Origin of the sequence: Sphingomonas sp. SRS2 (assembly GCF_000971055.1) — a bacterium.
Lineage (GTDB): Bacteria > Pseudomonadota > Alphaproteobacteria > Sphingomonadales > Sphingomonadaceae > Rhizorhabdus.
This window is the reverse complement of sequence record NZ_LARW01000102.1, coordinates 50,615-72,421: the sequence shown is the minus strand read 5'-3', so window position 1 is coordinate 72,421 and position 21,807 is coordinate 50,615. Positions and strand designations below refer to the sequence as shown.

Annotated in this window: 21 protein-coding genes and 1 pseudogene; 8 read left to right on the top strand and 14 right to left on the bottom strand. The window is 63.2% G+C overall.

Translation table 11 applies throughout. The features are described from left to right. Positions 1–120 precede the first annotated feature (120 nt). The 7 genes from WP12_RS15320 to WP12_RS15290 form a co-directional block, all read right to left on the bottom strand. A complete protein-coding gene (locus WP12_RS15320; protein WP_052730425.1) occupies positions 121–1,047 on the bottom strand; it encodes an alpha/beta hydrolase in 927 nt (308 codons plus the stop codon). A gap of 105 nt (positions 1,048–1,152) precedes the next feature. After that, positions 1,153–2,211: a hypothetical protein gene (locus WP12_RS15315; protein WP_046194535.1), complete on the bottom strand. Its 1,059-nt coding sequence runs from the start codon at positions 2,209–2,211 to the stop codon at positions 1,153–1,155. A 66-nt stretch (positions 2,212–2,277) separates the two neighbouring features. Then, the gene (locus WP12_RS24210; RefSeq protein ID WP_084691178.1) at positions 2,278–2,592 is read right to left on the bottom strand and encodes a 2Fe-2S iron-sulfur cluster-binding protein; all 315 of its coding nucleotides are present in this window, start codon (positions 2,590–2,592) and stop codon (positions 2,278–2,280) included. Positions 2,593–2,634: 42 nt separating this feature from the next. After that, complete coding sequence (locus WP12_RS15305) at positions 2,635–3,963, bottom strand: aromatic ring-hydroxylating oxygenase subunit alpha (RefSeq protein WP_046194533.1); 1,329 nt, start codon at positions 3,961–3,963, stop codon at positions 2,635–2,637. 52 nt (positions 3,964–4,015) lie between these two features. After that, the gene (locus WP12_RS15300; protein WP_046194532.1) at positions 4,016–4,246 is read right to left on the bottom strand and encodes a biotin/lipoyl-containing protein; all 231 of its coding nucleotides are present in this window, start codon (positions 4,244–4,246) and stop codon (positions 4,016–4,018) included. Positions 4,247–4,254: 8 nt separating this feature from the next. Further along, on the bottom strand, positions 4,255–5,283 hold the full coding sequence (locus WP12_RS15295; protein WP_046194531.1) for an alpha-ketoacid dehydrogenase subunit beta: 1,029 nt from the start codon (positions 5,281–5,283) through the stop codon (positions 4,255–4,257). Then, on the bottom strand, positions 5,280–6,299 hold the full coding sequence (locus WP12_RS15290; protein ID WP_084691177.1) for a thiamine pyrophosphate-dependent dehydrogenase E1 component subunit alpha: 1,020 nt from the start codon (positions 6,297–6,299) through the stop codon (positions 5,280–5,282). Before WP12_RS15290 ends, WP12_RS15295 begins: the two co-directional genes overlap by 4 nt. A 294-nt stretch (positions 6,300–6,593) precedes the next feature. Here WP12_RS15290 and WP12_RS15285 point away from each other — a divergent pair, with 294 nt between their 5' ends. The 3 genes from WP12_RS15285 to WP12_RS15275 all read left to right on the top strand — a co-directional run bounded on the left by WP12_RS15285 (position 6,594) and on the right by WP12_RS15275 (position 10,010). Next, positions 6,594–7,352, top strand: coding sequence for an SDR family NAD(P)-dependent oxidoreductase (locus WP12_RS15285; RefSeq protein ID WP_046194530.1), 759 nt, complete (start codon positions 6,594–6,596; stop codon positions 7,350–7,352). Between the two features lie 137 nt (positions 7,353–7,489). Continuing rightward, the gene (locus WP12_RS15280) at positions 7,490–9,166 is read left to right on the top strand and encodes an AMP-binding protein (RefSeq protein ID WP_046194529.1); all 1,677 of its coding nucleotides are present in this window, start codon (positions 7,490–7,492) and stop codon (positions 9,164–9,166) included. Between the two features lie 49 nt (positions 9,167–9,215). Beyond that, positions 9,216–10,010: an enoyl-CoA hydratase/isomerase family protein gene (locus WP12_RS15275; RefSeq protein WP_235399155.1), complete on the top strand. Its 795-nt coding sequence runs from the start codon at positions 9,216–9,218 to the stop codon at positions 10,008–10,010. A gap of 102 nt (positions 10,011–10,112) precedes the next feature. Here the strand turns inward: WP12_RS15275 and WP12_RS15270 are convergent, their stop codons facing one another. Together WP12_RS15270 and WP12_RS15265 are read right to left on the bottom strand one after the other, a co-directional pair. Then, complete coding sequence (locus WP12_RS15270) at positions 10,113–11,030, bottom strand: LysR family transcriptional regulator (protein ID WP_235399154.1); 918 nt, start codon at positions 11,028–11,030, stop codon at positions 10,113–10,115. 123 nt (positions 11,031–11,153) lie between these two features. Next, positions 11,154–11,999, bottom strand: coding sequence for an enoyl-CoA hydratase/isomerase family protein (locus WP12_RS15265; RefSeq protein ID WP_052730424.1), 846 nt, complete (start codon positions 11,997–11,999; stop codon positions 11,154–11,156). Between the two features lie 122 nt (positions 12,000–12,121). Between WP12_RS15265 and WP12_RS15260 the strand changes: the two genes are divergently transcribed. After that, positions 12,122–13,120: an NAD(P)H-dependent flavin oxidoreductase gene (locus WP12_RS15260; RefSeq protein ID WP_046194526.1), complete on the top strand. Its 999-nt coding sequence runs from the start codon at positions 12,122–12,124 to the stop codon at positions 13,118–13,120. Here WP12_RS15260 and WP12_RS23510 read toward each other — a convergent pair. Genes WP12_RS23510 through WP12_RS15245 form a run of 3 tightly spaced genes read right to left on the bottom strand, consistent with a single transcriptional unit; the run spans position 13,073 to position 15,191 of the window. After that, complete coding sequence (locus WP12_RS23510) at positions 13,073–13,864, bottom strand: SDR family oxidoreductase (RefSeq protein ID WP_160299231.1); 792 nt, start codon at positions 13,862–13,864, stop codon at positions 13,073–13,075. The two genes, WP12_RS15260 and WP12_RS23510, sit on opposite strands and share 48 nt — an antisense overlap. Beyond that, a complete protein-coding gene (locus WP12_RS15250; RefSeq protein ID WP_046194525.1) occupies positions 13,861–14,712 on the bottom strand; it encodes an SDR family oxidoreductase in 852 nt (283 codons plus the stop codon). Before WP12_RS15250 ends, WP12_RS23510 begins: the two co-directional genes overlap by 4 nt. Next, entirely contained in the window at positions 14,712–15,191 is a 480-nt protein-coding gene (locus tag WP12_RS15245; protein ID WP_046194524.1) for a nuclear transport factor 2 family protein, read from the bottom strand. The genes WP12_RS15250 and WP12_RS15245 overlap by 1 nt, the downstream gene beginning before the upstream one ends. Positions 15,192–15,423: 232 nt before the next feature. Between WP12_RS15245 and WP12_RS15240 the strand changes: the two genes are divergently transcribed. Genes WP12_RS15240 through WP12_RS15225 form a run of 4 tightly spaced genes read left to right on the top strand, consistent with a single transcriptional unit; the run spans position 15,424 to position 20,046 of the window. Beyond that, a complete protein-coding gene (locus WP12_RS15240; protein ID WP_052730422.1) occupies positions 15,424–17,034 on the top strand; it encodes an AMP-binding protein in 1,611 nt (536 codons plus the stop codon). Further along, positions 17,031–18,422, top strand: coding sequence for a phosphotransferase family protein (locus WP12_RS15235; protein ID WP_046194523.1), 1,392 nt, complete (start codon positions 17,031–17,033; stop codon positions 18,420–18,422). Before WP12_RS15240 ends, WP12_RS15235 begins: the two co-directional genes overlap by 4 nt. Positions 18,423–18,443: 21 nt before the next feature. Next, positions 18,444–19,238: an enoyl-CoA hydratase/isomerase family protein gene (locus tag WP12_RS15230; protein WP_235399153.1), complete on the top strand. Its 795-nt coding sequence runs from the start codon at positions 18,444–18,446 to the stop codon at positions 19,236–19,238. Between the two features lie 58 nt (positions 19,239–19,296). After that, on the top strand, positions 19,297–20,046 hold the full coding sequence (locus tag WP12_RS15225) for an enoyl-CoA hydratase/isomerase family protein (RefSeq protein WP_046194522.1): 750 nt from the start codon (positions 19,297–19,299) through the stop codon (positions 20,044–20,046). Positions 20,047–20,111: 65 nt separating this feature from the next. Here WP12_RS15225 and WP12_RS15220 read toward each other — a convergent pair whose 3' ends face one another. Together WP12_RS15220 and WP12_RS25905 are read right to left on the bottom strand one after the other, a co-directional pair. Next, positions 20,112–21,218 (bottom strand): CaiB/BaiF CoA transferase family protein, encoded by a 1,107-nt coding sequence (locus tag WP12_RS15220; RefSeq protein ID WP_046194521.1) that lies wholly within the window; start codon positions 21,216–21,218, stop codon positions 20,112–20,114. Further along, positions 21,215–21,652: pseudogene (locus tag WP12_RS25905) on the bottom strand (NAD(P)H-dependent flavin oxidoreductase); the annotation flags it as partial. The gene WP12_RS15220 and the pseudogene WP12_RS25905, both read right to left, overlap by 4 nt. Between the last annotated feature and the right edge of the window lie 155 nt (positions 21,653–21,807).

The window sequence follows — 21,807 nt, the reverse complement described above, 5'->3', positions numbered from 1 at the left end:
GTATTGTAGATCTATTCATTAGTTTTATTGTTTTTTATTAATAGGAATTGATGGGCGGGCTTGAGGCCGCGGCGCGCATCGCCGGCGGGCGGGCGCCCGTCCCCTTTCCCGCGGCGCTACTCAACTCAGAATGGCTCCCAGATCCCCGGTCACCGTCCTGATTGTGCGGCGGGGTTCCTCCAGCAGCGCAACCATGTTGAGGAAACCATGGCACATGCCTTCGATACGATGGGTCACGACATGCCCCCCCGCGGCGCGGAGCGCCTCGGCATAGGCCTCGGCCTCGTCGCGGAGCGGATCATATTCGGCGGTCACGATGATCGCGGGGGCCAGCCTGCCGAGATCGGTCGCGCGGAGTGGCGATATCTCCGGCAGGACGCGATTGTCGGGATCGGGGACGTAATGATCCCAGAACCACTGCATCGACCGCCCGCCAAAGATCGGAAGATCCCAGCATTGCTGATAGGAAGGCGTGGTCGTGTCGATATCGACACAGGGATAGAGCAGCACCTGTGCCGCGACCTCGATCTGCCCAGAATCCCTCGCTCGCTGCGCGAGGATCGCCGCGAAATTGCCACCGGCGCTGTCGCCGATCAGCACCAGCGGCACTTGATGTCCGACGATCGCCGACAGGTTCGCCGAAGCCCAGAGCGAGGCGTCCCAACTATCCTCCAACCCTGTGGGGAACGGGAATTCGGGCGCGAGACGATAGTCGACCAGCAGCACCGCATAGGGGCCCGATGCGGCCAGCATGCGCGCGATCGTCTCGTTAATGTCCAGATGGCCGATCACCCAGCCGCCGCCATGATAATAGATCAGGAGCGCCTCGACCGGGCCGGCAGGGAAGAAGAGCCGCCCCGGGATAACGCCGTCCCTGACGGGAATTTCCACGTCCTCGACCCGGCCGACATCGGGGCCGCGGCCCAGTTGGGCCTCCGCCGCCCATCGTCCGGCGCGCGCTTCGGCGACGGTGAGTTCATGGACCGGACGGATGCCGGATGTGCGGATCGTGTCGCACAGCTTCTGCAATTCGGGATGAAGGGTCATTTCAAGATTCCTCGATGCGCCTGACGCCCGGGCGCCATCGCCGGGCCGCGGGCTGAACATTGCCCGGACCGCGCCCGCGTCCAGCAATTTCAAGGCGCGGCCCGATCACCGTCGCGACCGCAATGCGTGCAGCATGTGCGCGAAGTGATCGACGCGCCACCTGTCCTGATCCTCGCCCCATCCGACCTTTCCCTCATATTCCCACCGCATAAGCGTGTTGGCGCCCCCGCCATGTTCGCACATGTGGCTCATCGCGAGCCCCTCGGCTTCGAGCCGGCGGCCCTCCTCATCGGTGACAAGAACCTCCATATGCCGGGTCCAGCCGGTATCACGGTCGCGCCACACCCGGGCCCAGCTACGGCTTTTGTCGATCCAGCCGAACCGGCCGTCTTTCAGCAGCCAGCCGGTATTGAGCGGGGACCGTCCCTCCGCGTCGCCGTCCTGCGGGCGCACGAAGCTTAGAAAACCCGTCTGGTCATCGCTATGCCCAAAGATATACTGGACACGGCCCCTCCCCCGCTCCCGCTCGATTTCGCGCCAGCGGGGGCCGCCGGGGTGAAGCACTCGCGTCGGCCGCCCGGCATATTTCTGGCTCTGCGCATGTGCGCCTTCACGCGGGCCCCAGGTCCGATCGCGTACCGACCAGCAGTGGATCGGGATGGATTCGCCGTGCAGCCGCAATGTCCCCGTGTACAGGCCGAGTTGATCGAGGTGCGGATTATGCAGGATGGGCGCCTCGCCCGGCGTCGCGCGGCGCGGCGCATGCGCGCCCTTGAACACCACTTCGATCGCGAAGGAGCGATCAGGATCCTGATATTCCAGATAATAGTCGGTCAGGGGCGCGATCATCTTGAGCCGATAGCCACCTTCGGGAAAGATGATGTCACGCAGATCGGGGTCCGGCGGCATCGCCGCCTGATCGACGATCTTGTAATAAGCGAGGCGTGCCGGATCGGCCCCCTTGTCGTCCCAGGCGAACACCCGCCAACGAACCTTGCCGGCATTGGGATAATAGGCCGCATGCAACCAGATGCCGAGCCGACGCTCGGGAATGTTGATCGCCCACCAGTTGGTCTCCAGGTCGAGCGGATTGGTAGACAGGGCATGATAACCGTCGTCGACGGACGTGAATGGCGTATCCCGATCCAGGATGTCTGTAGTCATCCGCTGCTTACCTTTTGATACGGCCGACAGGTCTCGATCAGCCGGGCTCTACCCGACACCCTTGGTCTAATTGTCCCGCGCAATAATCACGCGCATCCGATCCAATGCGGCCGTCATCTCGAACTGGCATGCGAGCCGCGAATTATGCCGGTTGCCAGCGCCTTCCAGCAGGTCGTTTTCATCGGCACTTATCGGTGGAAGCTGGCTCCAGAAACGCTCATCGATGTGGATGTGGCACGTCGCGCAGGCGCAGCACCCTCCGCAGGAAGCGAGAAGTTCGTCGAGCCCGCCTTCACGGATGACCTCCATGACCGTCCTTCCGGACGCCGCCGGAAGGACATGCTCGCCACCCAGCCGGTCTACGACGATTAGCGTCAGCATCCGGCGGCACCGCGCACGGCCGGTTTCGAGGCCGGTATCATCTCAGGCAGCCCCGAGCAGCTGGCGCAGCTTCATGTGGAAATTGCTTATGATGCCTTCCTGGACCGGATTGGTCCTGGCGCCGCGGAACCCCTGCGACCGCACCCCCTTCTGCAGATAGGGGAGATTATCGAAATCCTGGGCCAGAAATGGCGGGATATCCTTGAAATCCCGCCAGTCGGTGTAATGCGGATGCTCCACCTTTGGAGCGAAGCCCGGCGCGTAGCGCTCGAGCGCCCAGAAATCGATGATGCTGCGCTCGGGATTGTCGCCTTTTCCGGCCGGCCGGAATCGATACCATAAGGACGCGGTTGGCTGCGGCAGAACCGAGATGTTCGGAAAGATATGCCAGACGCTCCCGTTGTCCGCTATTTGTTCGGGCGTGATCTCGGGCCAGCCAACGCCTGCGGCCATCGCCGCTTCCTTGCGGAACTTCATCATGGCCTTGACCGCGTCCGGCGCCGACACGCCATCCGGAAGCTCGCTCAGAATGCGCGCCGACGCCGCAAGATCCCGATCGCTGAATATGCTGCGGACGTCGAACACCATCTCCTTCATATAATCGAGCAGGAGAGGACGGGGATCGGCGGGTGGCGGAGCCTTCAACAGCTGTGAGGGCGATCCAAGTCCGCTGGCCTGTGCCGACCGCCTGAGAAAACCGTGCAGGCCCGCCGCGTGCGCCTCGGTCCGTTCATCGAAGAAAGCCAGCAGTTGCTGGTGCGTCGTCTGCACATGATAGGCTTCGATGAAAGCCTCGAGCGCGAGCTTCCAGTTGACATCGGTTTCGACCGACGCCGTCCAGCGGAAACGCTGTCCGGCGAAATCATAGGGACCGAGCCGCTCGACCGCCTCGCCCAGGAATTCGAGCAGCGGCTCGGCGTGCTGGTCCATGTTGATGAACACGAAGCCGCTCCAGCTGTCGCATTTTACGGGGCTGAGGCCGATCTCTTCATCGCAGAGTCCATCGCCCCAATTTTCCCGGTAGGGAACATGCGTGCACTGGCCGGTGAGCGTGAAGCGCCATCCGTGAAATGGACACACCAGCTGCTTCGAATGGCGTGGCCCGGCAGCCAGCTGGCGCCCTCGATGCGGGCAGGCGTTGTAGAATGCCGAAATCGTGTCGGGTGCGCTGCGTATGATGAGAATGGATTCGTCGCAGATCTCATAGACGAACTGGTCGCCGACCGCCGGGATCTGCTCCTCCCGGCAGGCGATCTGCCACACCCTGGGCCACAGAATATCCTTTTCGGCACGGGCGAACTCGGGCGACGTGTAATGTTCAGCAGGAATGAAGTCGGGGCGGACCGACGACGATGAGCGGTTCTGCAGCATGTTCAATTCTCCTGGCCGGAGCCGGCCCAAACCCGCAAAAGGAGCTCTCGACCTATTCAATTTCAGCGATGACCGTGCCTATCTCGTAGGTCTCGCCTTCAACACCGATGAGGCGGATGGCGCCTCCCGTCGGGGATTCGATCTCCTGCGTCGATTTGTCGGCTTCGATGGCATAGAGCGGCTGCCCGGCGGTTACGACAGATCCGTCGGCCACCAGCCACTCGGCTATCGTGGCCTCGGTCATCGAGAAACCAAGCTGAGGTATTTTTATTTCAGTCGCCATTATACTTCCTAAAGGGTGCTGCGAATGGCCCCGTACATCTCTTCAGCGTTCCACATGAACGCCTCTTCAAGAGGCTTGCTGTAGGGGACCGGCGAGAATTTGGAGGCGACACGGCGGATCGGCGCCTTGAGGTCGCTGAACAGTTCCTCCTGAATCGAAGCGACGATCTCCGCGCCCACCCCGAAATTGCGAACCGCTTCGTGAACCACAACCGCCCGCCTGGTTTTCGCCACCGACGCCAATATCGTTTCGAGATCGAACGGCGCGACGGTTCTGAGATCGACGACCTCGACCGACACCCCCTCGGCCTGCAGCCGGTCGGCAACCAACAGGGCATCCATGATCGGGCGGCCATAGCCGATCACCGAAACGTCGGTGCCTTCACGAACGACGTTCGCCTTGCCCAGCGGCACGCGCAGCATCGGCGGGGGCGCCGCCCCCATGGTGCGGTAGGTCCGCGTGTTCTCGATGAAGATGACGGGGTCTTCCTCATCAAGGATCGCGGACAGCAGAAGCCCCTTGGCATCCGCGGGGCTGGATGGAACCACCACCTTGATGCCGGCGGTGTGCGCGAACCACGCTTCGAGCATGTCCGAATGCTGGCCGCCCGTTCCGGCGCCGGCGCCAGTCGCGGTGCGGATCACCAGTGGAACATTCGTCTGACCGCCCGACATGTACCGGATCTTCGCCGCATGATTGATAAGCTGATCCATCGCCACGGTGACGAAGTTCATCAGCATGATTTCAGCGACCGGCCGCATACCGGCGATCGCGGCGCCGACAGCTGCGCCTACGATCGCCTGTTCGGAGATCGGTGTCGATCGCACGCGCAGATCGCCGAACTCGGTCGAAAATCCCTTGGTGATCTTGAAGACACCACCGCCCTCGCGGTCCGCCAGGTCTTCGCCAAACAGCAGGACACGATCATCGGTGCGCATCGCTTCATGGAGCGCGAGCGTCGAGGCCTGCGCGAAATTTATCCGTTCGGCCGCCGCCAATTTGGTGACGCCGGTTGGATCGGTACGCTCGACATTCATTGACTCACCCCTTGCCCGTGAACATCCGTGAGAAGTTCCTCAACCGGTGGGAAAGGACTGGCGAAACCATATTCGACAGCATGATCGAGCTCTGCCTCGATCTCGCCCTCGATGAGCCCCAGCTGGTCGTCGGTGGCGTAGCCCTTGGCGATCATCCAGGGACGGAACGTCGCGAGCGGGTCAACCTTCTCCGCCGCTGCGATGGCGTCTTTGGGCACATAGTCGCTGGACGATCCGATCGTGTGGCCCTTGAAGCGGAAAGTGTCCGCCTCCAGCAAGGTTGGCCCCTTGCCCGCCCGAGCCCATTCGACCGCCGCCCACGCGGCGCCGGCCATCGCGGCGGGGTCGTTGCCATCGACCCGGACGCCACGCATCGCATAGCCCGCCGCACGGTCAACGACATGGGCGCAACTGGTGCCGTTCGCATAGGCCGTGTGTTCGGCATAAGTGTTGTTCTGACAGAAGAACACGACGGGCAGCTTCCACAGGCTCGCCATGTTCAATGACTCGTGGAACGCGCCGATGTTGCTGGCGCCGTCGCCGAAACTCACCACCGTGACGCGGCCGTCCCCGCGCACTTGCGATGCCAGCGCCAGGCCGAGCGCGATCGGCAATCCGCTGCCAACGATACCGGTCGTCACCATCACCCCGGTTTCAGGGTGGGTGATGTGCATCGGGCCGCCCTTGCCTTTGCAGGTACCATCGAGCCGGCCGAGGAATTCGGCCCAGAGCCGGTCGATCGGCACACCCTTTGCCAGCTGATCGTGCAGCCCGCGATAGGTGGTGACGATATAGTCATCCTTCCGCAGCACGGCGCCCATCGCAGCGGCCAGCAACTCCTGACCCCGAACAGGGTAGTAGATCAGCGAGGCCCGGCCGGACGTGATCACCGCCCGGAATCGCTCGTCGCAACGGTGGATCAGCCAGAACTTCCGGTACACCGTCCGGAAAAATTCCGGCCCCAGTTCAGCCCCGGCCTCACTCGGCCGCTCATCCTCTTCCACGATCGGGTTCATTCGATCTCCAGCACATCTTTTTTACGATTAGGCAAAAACTTTTAAGTACATCCTGACATACGTCGCTATTTTTTTGCACATATGCCGCTAATACTGTCAACAGCGCCGCACCATAAGCAAGACTTTTCGGGCGTCAACCGTCCAAACGATCCAATTTTACGAAAAGACGACAGATCAATTCAGATTTTTTATGAACTTATTCGTCAAAAATATCAATAATTTCGAGTTGATAGTCTGTTTTATCTTCTGTTACTCAATATGAGTAACATTGAACATTGAACATAGGGGAGAGCAATGGGCGTTCTCGATGGCAAGGTGGCGCTGGTCACCGGAGGAGGGCGCGGGCTTGGGCGCGGGCTTGCACTCGCGCTCGGCAGCGCGGGCGCATCGCTGGTTGTGTGCGGCCGTTCGCAGGACATGCTCGATGAATCGGTCCGCCTGCTCGAAGCGCGCGGCGTTCAGGCGATGGGGCGAACCTGCGACCTCACCGATCTGACGCAGATCGAGGATCTGATCGCCGCCGCGATCGATCGTTTCGGCACGATCGACATCCTCGTCAACAACGCGCAGGGCGAACATGGCAACGGTCTGCTGCTCGATGCCAAGGATGAGTGGTTCGAATATGGCTTTCGCTCCGGACCGCTGGCAACCTTCCGGACGATGCGGGCCTGCCATCCCTATCTGCGCAACGGCGGGGTGATCGTGAACCTGGCGACCGGCGCCGCATTGCGCCCCGATCCGATCGGCTACGGCTTCTATGGAGCGGTGAAGGAAGCGATCAGAACCCTGACGCGAACCGCAGCCGTCGAATGGGCCAAGGACGGCATACGCGCACACGCGCTGATTCCGCTCGCCTATCATGAAGGCATGCGTGACTGGGCCGCCGCGCGGCCCGAGGAATCCAAGGCGTTCTTCGCGTCGATCCCGATGGGACGAGTCGGCGATCCCGAACAGGATATCGGACCCGTCATGGTCTTCCTGTGCAGCGACGCAAGCAATTACATGACCGGCAATACGATGCTCGTCGACGGGGGGCACACATTTTTGCGTTAACCAAAATGGTTGGCAAGATAGACTAAAAATATCCGATTTAGCACATGCTTCGCGATTGGTCCTTTCCCGGTCCAACCACGGCCACGCAGCCGGAAGCTTGGACGAACATTCAGATGTGACAGGACGAGGCAGATTAGATGGATCGCGGTAACTTTGGCCAGCTGCAGGCTGCGCGTGATTTCCTGTTCGAGCGCAGAACCGATTATGATGGCGCGCGCAGGGATTTCCGGTGGCCCGCATTCACCCGGTTCAATTTCGCCGAGGACTGGTTCGACGTCATCGCGGCGAATAATGACGCCGAAGCGCTGAGGGTCTTGTCCGACGACGGCGCTGCCACCTCGCGCAGTTTTGCCGAGCTTTCCTGCGAATCGAAGCGCATCGCCAATTTCCTCCGCTCGCTCGGCATGCGAAACGGCGACCCGGTGCTGCTCGTGATGGGGAATATGGTTCCGCTGTGGGAATCGATGCTGGCGCTCATCCGTCTGGGGGCGGTCATCATCCCTGCGACGCCCCTGCTCAGCGCCAGCGACATCAGTGATCGCATAGAGCGCGGCGGGGTGCGCTTCGTCATCGCTCAGCGCGATTATGTCGAACGGTTCGAGCATGGCGCATGGACCGGCATCGTGACCGACGGCGTCGCGCCCGGCTGGTCCAGCCTTGATGAGGCGCGCGGCTTTGCCGACCAGTTCACAGCCGATCGCCCAACCGATGCGGACGATCCGATGATGCTCTATTTCACATCGGGGACCACGGCCAAGGCGAAGCTGGTCGTTCACAGCCATACCTCCTATCCCGTCGGGCATCTGTCCACGATGTACTGGATCGGGCTCAAGCGTGGCGACAGGCATCTCAACATCTCGTCGCCCGGCTGGGCAAAACATGCGTGGAGCTGCCTCTTCGCGCCCTGGCTGGCGGAGGCGGCGATCATCGTGCTCGATCACGCCCGGTTCGACGTCAGGAAGACGCTCGATCTGCTCGTCAACGAGAAGATCACCACCTTCTGCGCGCCTCCCACGGTTTGGCGGATGCTCGTGCAAGAGGATCTGGCGGCCTGGCCGGTGACCGTCCGCGAGCTGCTGAGCGCGGGTGAGCCGTTGAATCCGGAGATTATCGAACGGATCCGCGAGGCCTGGGGAGTCACGATCCGCGATGGTTTCGGCCAGACCGAGACGTCGGTGATGATTGCCAATACACCGGGGCAGCCCGTCCTGGCGGGCAAGGTCGGCCGCCCCCTGCCCGGCTTCGAAGTGGATCTGCTCGATCAGGAAGGGCGGTTCGCCGACGAAGGTCAGATCGTGATATCGCTGAAACCGGCAAGGCCTGTCGGCCTGATGGCAGGGTATCGCGAAAACGACGTGCTGCGCCCGCTGGCAGGCGATTATCACCTTACCGGCGATATCGCCTCGCGCGATGCGGACGGCCTTTTCACCTATATCGGCCGTGCCGACGATGTGTTCAAATCATCCGATTATCGGATCAGTCCGTTCGAACTGGAAAGCGCATTGATCGAGCACCCTCTCGTGCTCGAGGTCGCGGTGGTGCCGTCGCCCGACCCGGTGCGCCTGGCGGTGCCGAAGGCGTTCATCACGCTCGTCCCCGGAACCGCCCCCACTGCGGAAAGCGCACGCGCCATATTGCTGCACGCGCGCACCGTGCTGGGCCCGTTCAAGCGGATCCGCCGCATAGAATTCGCCGATCTCCCCAAGACGATCTCTGGAAAGATCCGCCGGATCGAGCTCCAGAGACTGGAACGGCAACGGCACGAGGACGGAACGTCCTCTGCACAGTCATGGACCGAAGACGACCTCATCTAGCGTCGCCGGGCAAGGCGCCCTGCTCCGCGATATGCTCTGGAGACCGGCCGTGGATTTTGAAGACCTGAGCGTCAGGGTTGATGGCCAGATCGGCATCATCGAACTGAATCGCGGAGATGGAAGGAACGCGCTGCGCGTGCGGACCATGGAGGAGATATGCCGGGCGTTCGATCTGTTGGGCGACGATCCCGGTGTCCGCGCGATCCTGTTCACCGCCAGCGGGAAGCATTTCTCCACCGGGGCGGACTTCGCCTTCCTCGCCCGGCTGACGACCATGTCGGCGGTCGAGATCCGCGATCAGATCTATTCCGCATTTCAGGGTGCCGCGAAACGGATTTGGAATTGCCCGAAGCCCACCGTCGCGGCCGTGAACGGATTTGCGGTGACGGTTGGTTGCGAACTCGCGCTTGCCTGCGATTTTCGAATCGCCGGCCCCCGCGCGCAATTCCAGGAGAGCTGGATCAAATTGGGAATCATGCCCCCGCTGGGCGGGCTTTTCCTGCTGCCAAGAATGATCGGCCTTGCGAGGGCGAACGAAATGGTGCTGACCGCCCGTGCGGTGGCGGCTGAGGAGGCGCTGCGGATCGGCCTGGTAAGCCGCGCGGCGGATACGGACGATGCGTTGCCCGGGGCGGCGCTGGACTATGCCCGCGAGCTCGCCGCGCTGCCGCCGCTCGCCTATCGGGCGATCAAGGATGCGGTCCATCGCGGTCTGGAATCGTCGATGGAAAAGGAATGGGCGAGCAACCTTCTCGCGCAGAGCATCCTCCTGGGAACCGACGATTTCAGTGAGGGCCTCGCGGCGGTCACCGAGCGGCGCCCGGCGGATTTCAAGGGCCGCTAGAGGCTGTTCTCTGATGTGGAAGCGCACCGCTGATACAAAATCCGGGACGCAGGAGGGCCCGCATCACGTCCGGCCGAAAAATGCCTCGCGGCGTGTGCTGGGTCAGGCGGCGTCCAGCCGTTCCGACCGGGGATGGCTGAGCATGGTCCACAATTTGGCGACAGCATCGCTCATCGGACCGGGCGTTGTAACCAGATGAAGTTCCATTTCATCCTCGATCTCGTCGATTGTCAGGAAGTGGAGGTCGGCAGAGTGATCGCGCTCCCACCACTGCGCCGAAATCGTCGCGATCTTCGCCTGCGCCACGAATTGGGTCATCGCTTCCGAACTCATCTCGGGAAAGTCGAGGATCTGCAATTCATAGGGCGCCAGCTTCGCCCGAACCCTGTCATGCAGTTCGATATCGGGGACTCGGGGAAACAGCACGACGCTTTGCCCGCGCAGATCATTCAGGCTGATCCGGTCATGGACAGCCCAGGGCGAGCTCTGTGGTACCGACAAACCTATCCGGCATTTTGAAAGAACCATGCTTTGCAGATCGGCGGGCACCGGGCCCAGCGTGAACGCGATGTTGACGACATGCTCGCGCAGCCGCTCCCATAGCGGCGTGCTGGCGGCCGTCTGGACGGTGACCGAGATATTGGGATGCGCCGAAAGGAAGGTGCTCAATATCGTCCAGCGCTCGGGCACGCGGAAACTCACCGCGCCGATTTCCAGCCGGCTCGAATAAGCGCAGTTGATCTCGCTCGCGGTGGCCAGCACGCGCTCGGCCATCTCGATCATCTGCTTGGCAGCCGGGAGCAGCGCCGCGCCTTCCACCGAAAGACTCACATTGCGCGAATTGCGGCTCAGCAGGCTGAAGCCGAGTTGCTCCTCGAGCGCCCGTATCCGCATCGACAGGCGTGGCTGGCTGAGTTGCAGCCGGGCGGCAGCTTTCGTGAACGACCGCTCCTGAGCGACTTCGACAAAGGCGCTTATCAACCGAAGATCGGGATATTTGGAGCCTGACTCGGGTGCCATCATTCATCTCCTGCAATTCGTCGGCGCCGATCCTCGCGGCCTTCCCGGCGGGGGTAAATTGCCAGTCTCGATACCGCCGCGCAACCGCTCGTGCGCCATGGCGCGCTCGTCGGCCTGCTCGCCCTAGCCTGGCGGTTCCGCCGACCGCTCCGCTGATGCCGCGATCACCTCGTCCCGGCCGGCCTCCCGCGCGTCGGCGGCCTGCCTTGCCTTCCAGTCGCGGCGTACTTCCGCCGCGGCCTTGACGCTGTTGGCGGCTTCCACATCGAGCTGCGCGGGCAGATCGTTGCTCAGCGCATGGTTGAGGCTGTCCTTGGCCAGACGAAACGCCCACGGCTTGTTGTCGGCCATGTTGTTCGCAAGCGCCAGTGTTTCGGTGAGAAGATCGGAGTCATCGAACACCCGGGTGACGAGACCGAAGTCGAGCGCCTCCCCGGCCGTGAATCGCTTTGAGAGAAGAAAGAACTCGCGGGCCTTCGCACTGCCCAGCAGCTGTGTCCAAAACCATGTCGCACCATAATCTCCGGCGAGCCCGACCTCGACGAACGCGCTGCGGATCGTGGCCGAACGTGCCGCGAACCGGATGTCGCATGCGCCGGCAAGGCCAACGCCCGCGCCTGCGCATGGGCCGTTAATCATGGCGATGGTCGGCTTGGGCATGCTGTGCAACAGAGATGCGGCATCCATCGCCTTGCGCAGGAACGCCGCTCGCTGTTCCGCGCTTGGCCGCGCGCCGCCCTGCGGCGATGGGCGGTTCTTCATGTCGCCGCCCGAACAGAAACCGCGGCCCGCCCCGGTCACGACGACGCAGCGAACCGACTCGTCCGCCGCGAGCGACCGGATCGCGCTGAGCAGCGCCGCCATCAGCGCATCATTGATCGCATTCAGGACGTCCGGGCGGTTCAGCGTCAGAATCGCGACGCCGCCTTGCCGTTGATCGAGCACGAGCTGTTCCACCGATGCGGTCATCCTCTCCCTTGATCCGTCTCCGACAGCGAGTCGGCCGCTTGCATGATAGGCTATAATCAGCTTAATGGTATATATGATTATCGCTGGCCTGCCTGGTCCTCGCAGGCGTTGGGGAGGCAGGAATGAACATTGACGGATTCAAGGCTCTCACGACGTTGCCGGTGATAACCGCGCCGATGTTTCTGGTGTCGGGGGTCGATCTGGTGGTGGCCGCCTGCCGCGCTGGAGTCATCGGAAGCTTTCCGGCGCTCAACGCCCGCGATCCAGAACTTCTGGCGGACTGGCTCGCGACGATCGAGCGCCGCCTCGCCGAGCCGGGTCCGATACCTCCGGCTCCCTATGCGGTGAACATCGTGTTGCGCAGTCCCATCCGCCGGGAACAGCTGGAAAAATGCGCGGCGGCCGGGGTTCCGATCGTCATAACCAGCGTCGGCGACCCATCGGAGGCCGTCAAACGGGTTCACGACTGGGGCGGCCTGGTCTTTCACGACGTCACCAATCTCGACCATGCCCGAAAGGCGGCGGAGGCCGGCGTCGACGGGATCATTCTGGTCTGCGCGGGCGCCGGGGGGCACTCGGGCGCACAATCCGCCTTTGCCCTGACTCCCCAGGTCCGGGCCATGTTCGATGGCGCGATCATCGTCGGCGGCGGCATCGGCGACGGTCGCGCGATACTCGCGACGCAGGCACTGGGCGCGGACTTTGCCTATGTCGGTACGCGGTTCATCGCCACGGCCGAGTCGCTGGCATCGGATCCCTACAAGCAGCTCCTTGTCGAGGCGGCGACATCGGACATCGTCTATACCGACCGGATCTCCGGGCTCCCGGCCAGCTTCATCCGCCAGTCGCTTCTGGCCGCGGGGCTCGATCCCGACCAACTGCCGCCACTGCGTGCGCCGCGGACGCCCGATCTGCCGCCCGGGGTCAAGGCCTGGAAGGATATATGGAGTGCGGGTCACGCGGTGGGTCTGATCACATCCCCATCAACCGTTGCCGGCGTGATCGCACAGCTCACCGCCGAATATCATCAGGCCCGGCTGACCCTGGTCCCGTCATCGCCCGAGCCATGCGCGTCACTCCGCCAGACCAGCCTTTCCCCCGGCAATCTCGCCGCCGGCTGACAACCGCGCGGAAATCGCCGGGTCGAGCAGTTGCCGGCGCAGATGGTGGCCGCCATCCACGGTCAGCGTCGCCCCGGTTATATAGGCGGCAAAGCCCGAACTGAGCCAGCTGACCGCCCAGCCTAGCTCGCGCGGTTCGCCGAAGCGGTGCGCCGGAACGGTTCGCGCCAGATCGCTCGACGACGATAGGTTGAGGCGTTGCCGGGCATCATCCGCGCCGAACAGCCCGGCGACGACGCTGTTCACCCGAATGTCATGCCCGGCCCATTCGGCGGCCAGGGCCCTGGTGAGCGTTTCGATACCCGCGTCGACGATGGCACCCGTCAGCGCCCCCGCCGTCCCGCCTTCCGCCAATCCATTGGTCAGAAAGAGAATCGATCCGCCCCGGCGATCCGCGACGCGCCGCTTTCCGTAGCCGATGGCCATGCTCGCAAGCCGGCCAAGCGGGTCGGTGCATTCGATCCGCCAGCTATCGGGGCTGATCGCCGAAGCCGCCCCGGGCTGTATCGATGGCGGTGCGAGTACGAGGAAATCGAGCGGCCCGCGGCCCTTCTCGATCTCCTCGATCGCCGCCTCCCCCTCGCCGTCGAACAGCGATTCGACCGTGGCACCGCTTTCGATCAGTGCCGCCACGGCAGCCTCGGTCAGGACGATGCGCGGTCCGGCGACGCAGCCCGTCTGTCCGGCGAGCCATGAGGGGCCCGGCGCCGGCAGGCCGGCGGACGGTTTCGGCAGGCCCGTCACCACAGCGCTTCCCGCTCGGGTACCGGGACAAAATGTGGCATCTCCAGCCCCCTCCTCAACCATTCTCCGCCGTCCATGACAAGCACCGCGCCCGTCACAAAGGCGGCATAGTCCGAAACAAGCCAGGCCGCAGTGCAGCTCAGCTCGCGCATCCGGCCGGGCCTGCCGGCCGGGATATGCGGGCCCAGGCGCGCATCGGCGGTCGCGGCGGTCGCCGACAATGACCCGTCATGCGGGAAGAAGCCCGCTGCGATACAGTTGACCCTGATGCCAGCGCTCACCCACTCGATCGCCAGCGTCTTGGTGAGATTGACGGTGGCCGCCTTGGCGGGCGCCGAATGCGCGTCGCACGGAAATCCCGTCCATGCATAGGGCGCCGCATTGTTGATGATGACGCCGGGCCGGCCGTCCCGTATGCTGCGGCGGGCAAATTCCGTCGAGCAAAAGAAGGTGCCGTCATAGGCGATCCTGGTGACGGCCCGAAATGCGTTGGCGCTCATCTGCTCGGCGCGCGCCGCAAAATTGGCCCCGGCATTGTTGGCGAGGATCGATACCGGGCCGAGCTGGGCTTCGACCGCGTCGAATGCCGCGACAATCTGCTCGGGCTCTCTGACGTCGGCGGTCGCCATCACGACCCGCCGGCCCAGCCGTTCGAGCCGCGCCGCCGCCTGTTCGAGCCTGGCGGAACCGCGCCCGATCAGCGCCACGTCGGCGCCTGCCTCCGCGAAGCCCTCCGCCATCGCCAGGCCCAATCCCGAACCGCCGCCCGTCACCAGCGCGACCCGGCCCGCCAGCGTATCGGCGGGAAGGAAAGGAACATTGCCCGATGGCGGCTCCCTCAACGGCATTATCGTGGCCCTCCCGATGAATTCACCCGGCTGACCGGCTGGTTGACGAACAGCGATTCAGGCGCCTTCCAGTCGATGCGGACCTGCCGGTGAGCGATGCGCCATTCGCCATCCTCCTGGCGATAGCGATCGACATATACGCCCGCATGATCCGGCCCGATCTGGGTGAACACCAGGAAATAGCTGCGCCCGGTCACGACATCGCCGTCAAAGCTTATCAGCGAGGTCGTGACATGATGGCGCACGAACTGCACGACCGAGTCGCCGCGACTGTTCGAATTGCGCAGGCCTGCCGCGATTTCGGACCGGCCGGCGGCCTGCCAGAGCGGCGTCTGCAGAACGCCGTCGGCCGCGAAGCAGGCCGCGATCTCGTCCAGCCGGCCCCGGTCTCCGGCTATATTGTAGGCAGCAATCAGCCGCTTGATCCGCGCCTCGGCACCGGTCCGGCCGCGCAGCGTTTCATGATGTGAATTCGCCATTGCGCGCCGTCGCCTCTCCATGACTTATAGCTGATTTGCATCTCCAGCAGAGCATATAGAAACGTCTAAATCAATAATAAGATTATCGGCTTCTAGCGCGGGTCCGGGTATCGGATAAAAAGTTATATGATTTTGATGAATATCGTCTTATCGTTGCCGTCGAGAGGGCGGATTATGGACCTGCAAGTGGCTGAACAGACGGCCACTCCCACGGCCGCATCATGAGGGAATAGTGGAAGCGAAGAATGCTGCACGCGATGATTTCGTCGCGAAATGGCGCGTCGAAGGCCTGTGGACCGATACGCCGTTGATCGCCGAGATCGATGCTCAAACGGCGCGGGCGCCGGCCACCCGGCTGGTCTTTTCCTCCCTCGAACGGCCCTCCGAGATCGGCTGCGCGGACCTCCTGAAGGAATCAGTTGCGGTTGCGGCCGGGCTGTCTGCGCTCGGCCTGCGTCAGGGCGACATCATCCTGTCCCAGACGCCGCATTGGAAGGAGGGCGTCGCGCTGTTTCTGGCGACGCTGCGGCTGGGCATCATCCTGGTTCCGGTCGTCCATATCTACGGGCCCGCCGAAGTCGACTTCCTCCTCGCCCAGACCGGCGCAAAGGCGCTGGTCCTGCCCGACCGCTGGGGCAATATCGACTATGGCGATCGTGTGTCGCGCCTCTCCTCGTTCCACGCGCTCGACAATATCGTCGTCATCGGTGCGACCGGAGCGATGCCGGGGCCGGCGCTGACCTGGGATGAGATGCTGTCGCGCGGCACCGGTACGGAGCCGCCACAGGCGGTTGTCCGGCCCGAGGACATCTGCGTGATCAACTTCACGTCCGGAACCACCTCCGCGCCAAAGGGGGTCATGCACAGCAACCGCAGCCTGCGGGCCGAAGTGATCCAGAGTTCCGCCTACGTCGCGCGCGCGCCGGCGGGTGCCGCGCTGATTACGTCACCGGCGGGGCATATCGGCGGCCTGACCGCGTCGCTGCGGCCGTTCCTCTCGCAGGAAGACACCGTGTTTCTCGACCGCTGGGATCTCGGGCGGGCGATTGCGATGATCGAACGATATGATGTCGCCAGGGGCCTTTGCACACCGTTCCACGTCAATGCGCTGCTCGGCGCCGGAAATCGCCCGCGCTCGCTTCGGCAACTGATGGTCGGCGGCGCCGGCGTATCACCGACATTGATCGAACGGCTGGACGATGCCGGCATTTCCGGCTTCCGATGCTGGGGCTGCACCGAGCAGCCGACGGCAACCTCATCGCTGCCCCACGATCCGCTCCACGCCCGGGCATTCACCGACGGAGCAGCGATGCACGGATGCGCGGTCAGGCTGAGAAACGACGCCGGGGAGCTCGCCGCCATCGGCGAGCGCGGCGAAGTCGAGTCGATCGGCCCGGAACTGTTCGAGGGCTATCTGGACCCGAGCCTGAACGCTGCGGCGTTCACATCCGATGGATGGTACCGCACCGGCGACATCGGCGTGCTCGACGCGGCGGGGCTTCTGACCATCGTCGACCGGAAGAAGGACATCATCATCCGCGGGGGAGAGAATATCTCGTCGAAGGAGGTCGAGGATGCACTGCTGCTGCATCCGCGGATCGCCGAGGCCGCGGCGGTAGGGATACCCGATCCGACCTATGGCGAGCGGGTCGCCGCGTTCGTCACGCTCAACGGCGATGTGCCGCTGACCCTGGACGATCTCGTCCTCCATTTTGAGACACGCGGCATCGCACGGCAGAAGACGCCCGAACACCTGTTCATCATCGATGATTTCCCGCGCAATCCATCAGGCAAGATCCTCAAGACAATGCTTCGCGACCGCACCAGGGATATCGCACGATGAGGCGCGGAAAGGCACCGGACCCGCCCATTGAGACCAGCGGGCTGCCCCCGGTGCTGGTCGATGCGGTCGAACGCGCCACCGCCCGCCGGATCGTCTCGTTTCGGCGCCATGTCGGCGGCGGCGCATCGCGCGAGGGCGCCTATCTCGAGCTCGATCGCGACGGCGATCGCATCGATGCCTTCCTGGCTTATGATGTCCGCCGGGCAAGTGACACGGAACGCGCCGATTTCATACGGCGCGAAGCCGCTGCGCTGCAGCTGGCGCACACCGCCGGGCTGCCGGTGCCCGAAGTGCTGGCCTCCTTCCCTGAGCTGAGGGCGATCCTCATGCGGCGCGCGGACGGCGCCGCCCGGTTCGACGACAAGTCCGTCGAGCATGACGTCTCGCTCGATTACATGGCGCAGCTCGCCGCGCTCCACCGCGTGCCGATAGACGGCGCCGGTCCCACCGCGCTTGGCGAACCGGCGGAGACCGCGCAGGACCATGCGCGCAGGCGGATCGCGGAAATGCGGTTGCGGCACGGCGCATCGGCGGAGTGCGACCCTCTCCTGAGCCTGCTATATCGCTGGCTGGAAGAGAATATACCGAGCGGCGAGGTCCGCACCGTCCTCGTTCATGGCGACGCGGGGCCCGGCAATTTCCTCCATGCCGACCGCCGGGTCACGGCGTTGCTCGATTGGGAACTGGCCCATTTCGGCGATGCGATGGAAGATCTCGCCTGGCTCACGATCCGCAGCGCGATCGTGCCCTTCACGCCGATCGGGTTGCTGCTCGCGGCCTATCGCGCGGCCGGTGGCCAGGATATCGACGAAGACCGCATTCGCTACTGGCGCCTGATCTGCCACGCCGCGGTGATAACCGATCAATTCCGCACCCTGCGCCAGGAGAAAGGGACGTTCGGCGGCACATTGGGCGCGGTGCTGACCTATAATCTGCTGCACCGCCGGCTGGCGGTCGAGGCACTTGCCGAATGCTGCGCGATGCCGCTGCCGCCTGTCGCGATCGCCGAAGTCGACGCACCTTCGTCGGAGCGCTTCTACGAGATAGCGCTCGACGATCTCAGGGAACGGATCGTGCCGCGGGTCGATGACAATGTCGCGCGCGACCGGATGAAGGGGCTCGCGCGCGTCATCAAATTCTGGAAGAGCCGCAACAGGCTGGGGCCGGCGCTTGACGAGATCGAGCGGGTGGCGATTTCCGAAGCGCTTGCGCGGCCTTTCGCTGCGCTGTCCGATGCCGATACCGCGCTGGCGAACGCGATCGATGCCAGGGACATTCCGGTCACTACCGCGATCGGCCTCCTGCATCAGCGCGTTTCCTTCGAAACCGCGATCGGCAGCGACCTGTTGGGGGCGCTGGCCGATCGGCATTATGAGAAACTGAGCTAGCGATATTTGCGGGAGAGATGCGTGATCGATGATCTGCAATCGGTACTGTTCGAAACGGGCGACGACCATGTCGCCACCATCACCCTGAACAGACCCCATGCGCTGAATTCCTTCGATCTTCGGATGATCGACGAATTCGAGATGCTTTGGCGCCACATCGCGCTCGATGACGACATTCACGCCGTCGTGCTCCGCGCCGCCGCAGGCCAGGCCTTTTCGACGGGGATGGACGTGAGGGGGCCAAGCCCCGTCAGCAATGTGGCGAACATCTGGAGCCAGGTCGATCCGGGCCAGCGCCTCGCGCCCAAGGCCATGGGTTGCTGGAAGCCCGTGATTGCCGCGGTCCATGGCATGTGCGCGGGCGGCGCCTTCTACTGGCTCAACGAAAGCGACATCATCATCTGTTCGGAGGATGCCACCTTTTTCGATCCGCACGTCACTTACGGCATGGTCGCGGCGCTGGAGCCGATCGGGCTCAGCCACAAGATCGGGCTGCACGAGGTCCTGCGGATGGCGCTTCTGGGCAATGACGAAAGGATCGGCGCACAGACCGCGCTGCGCATCGGCCTGGTCACCGAAGTCACCTCCGATGTCGCATTATGGCCGCGCGCCCACGCGCTGGCGCGGGCGATTGCCGAAAAGCCCGCCGCCGCGGTCCAGGGCACGCTCCGGGCGATCTGGGAAGCACTGGACATGAACCGATCGAGCGCGCTTCAGAGTGCGCTCAAATATACGCAGCTGGGCAATCCGATCGGCAAGGCTGAGGTCGATCGCCCGGCGATCATGGCAAAAGCCAAGACGTTCGACGTAAGATAATGGATCGGCCACACGTCCGCAACGCTGCCACGCCAGCCGGATTTGTCGAGGGATCGCGATGACCAGCGCCGATTCACTGATTATCTGCAGCCAGGAGGACGATGTCGTCACCCTGGCCCTCAACCGCCCGGAAAAGCGCAACGCGCTGAACGTCGACCTATTCGTCGAGCTCGACGATCACCTCGGCCGAATCGAGAGGGAGGCGGACCAGATCGGGCTGGTGATCCTTCGGGCGAACGGTCCTGTCTTCTCTGCCGGAGCGGATGTTCAAGATCGCCAGCGTCCACCGAAGCGCCATTTTCAGGCCAAGACGATTGAACGGCTCGCAAATCTTCCCCAACCCGTCATCGCGGCGGTACAGGGGGCATGCTTCGCGGGCGGACTGGAACTGGTTCTGGCCGCCGACATCATTATCGCATCCGAATCCGCCTGTTTCGCCGACACCCATGCGCGATGGGGTTTGACCCCGGCCTGGGGCTTGAGTCAGCGCCTGCCCAGGCGGGTCGGCACCTACAAGGCGCGCGAGATGATGTTCACCGGCCGCAGCTATGATGGCCGACAGGCGGAACGGATGGGCCTCACGAATTTCTGTGTTGCCGACGCGCTTTTCGAAACGGCCTTGGCGGAACTGGTCGGATCGATTTGCGAAGGATCGCCACATAGCCATCGCGGCAACAAACGCCTTCTGCTCGATACCGACGCAATGGCGCTGAAACAGGGCCTCGCTCATGAAATCTATTATGCCCCCGGGCGTGCCACCGATGTCGGGAAGCGTCTGAGCATGAAGTTCGGGCTTGAGGACGGATAGGCGGCGTTCAGTCGCTATGCGGGGTATCTCCGTTCGCCCCTCCGGATGGTGGCGCCAGTTGCTAGCTAGAGCGTCGGGATTTGTTGTCTGGCTACGCCCCAACGGCTGAGCAGCGCAACACCATCGGTCGATTCAGCGATGGCGCCCGGCGTCCGGGAAAAACGCGGTGCCGGAGCAGCGTGATTAAGGCCGTTGATTTTCACGAAACTATTACGCGCCTTCATATGCGGGTGGTCGGGCACGTCATCCATGGAGAGGACGGGCGCGACACAAGCATCTGTTCCCTCAAATAGCCTGCACCAATCGGCGCGAGGACGTTTGGCGAATAGATCGGAAAGCGCTTCAGCCTTAGCTTCCCATCCTTCCGTCTCAGATTGCTGCTCGCGCAACTCCTCTGATGCCCCGATCAAGGCCATGAAGCTGTCGAAGAACTGCGGCTCGATTGGACCGACCGAAATATCCAGCCCATCGGCGCAACGATAGCAGCGGTAAAAATGCGCCGCACCGCCGAGCAGATTGGTTCGCCTGTCGAGTGAAATACCGCCCGTTGGAATCAAGCCCGCGAACATCGTCATCATGGAATTGACGCCATCGATGATCGCCGCGTCGACAACCTGTCCTTTGCCCGACCGCTCGCGCTCCCACAGCGCCGCCATGATGCCGAATGCCAGGAATAGCGATCCCCCGCCGAAATCGCCGACGAGATTAAGCGGCGGACGAGGAGGCCTGTCGGGATCGCCCATCGCGGCCAGAGCGCCAGTCAACGCCACATAGTTGATGTCGTGTCCCGCAGACTTCGAGAGCGGCCCCGTCTGGCCCCAGCCGGTCATGCGCCCGTAAACCAGTCGAGGATTATGTCCCAAAAGTATATCCGGCCCTAGGCCAAGGCGTTCCATCACGCCCGGGCGCATACCCTCGATCAGCACATCTGCTTTGTTCGTTGCCTCGATACAAAGCGACTTGCCCTCCTCAGACCGTATATCGACCCTTATTAACGCCCGTCCACGGTCCATGATCGGATTTGGCCATCCATTACCGCTAGGCCGATCGATCCGAAGCACCTCGGCGCCGAGATCGGACAGGAGCATGGCACAATGGGGGCCCGGACCGATGCTGGTGAACTCGACCACCCTGAGACCTTCGAGCGGTCCCTTGGATCGGACCGAATTCATCGGACGACCATATCGGCGAGGCGCGATCGAATTATGATTTCGGCATCACGCACAATCTTCGAAACCAGGTCGGCACAAGATGGTATGTCGTGGATGAGGCCCTGGACCTGCCCGGCCCAGAACAGGCCCGCGTTCAGATCGCCCGTTTCCAGCAGCCCCCTTCCCTGCGCACCTCGCACGAGATGGGCAACGTCCTCAAACCTGGCATCCGGCTTGGCCAATATCTCAACTACCTTGTCCGATACGCTGTTTTTGCCGACCCGCGCCGTGTTGTGGAGGCTGCGGAAGATCAAATTGGTGTCTCGCTCATCGCTCGAAACGATGAGTTGTTTGACATTGTCGTGGATCGGCGCCTCGATCGTCGCGCAAAAGCGCGTACCCATGTTGATACCCTCCGCGCCCAAAGCAAGCGCCGCCGCAAGACCGCGCCCATCGGCGGTAATGATGATACGGCGTGGCGCGTCGCTATCGCACATGGCCTCACGGGCGTTCCGGATCAGGTTGAGTAGTAGTTGCTCGATTTGGACCCGGTCGACGAGCACAAACTCGGCAGCGGGATCGATCTGGTAATCGAGGCTTCCGTTGGTTG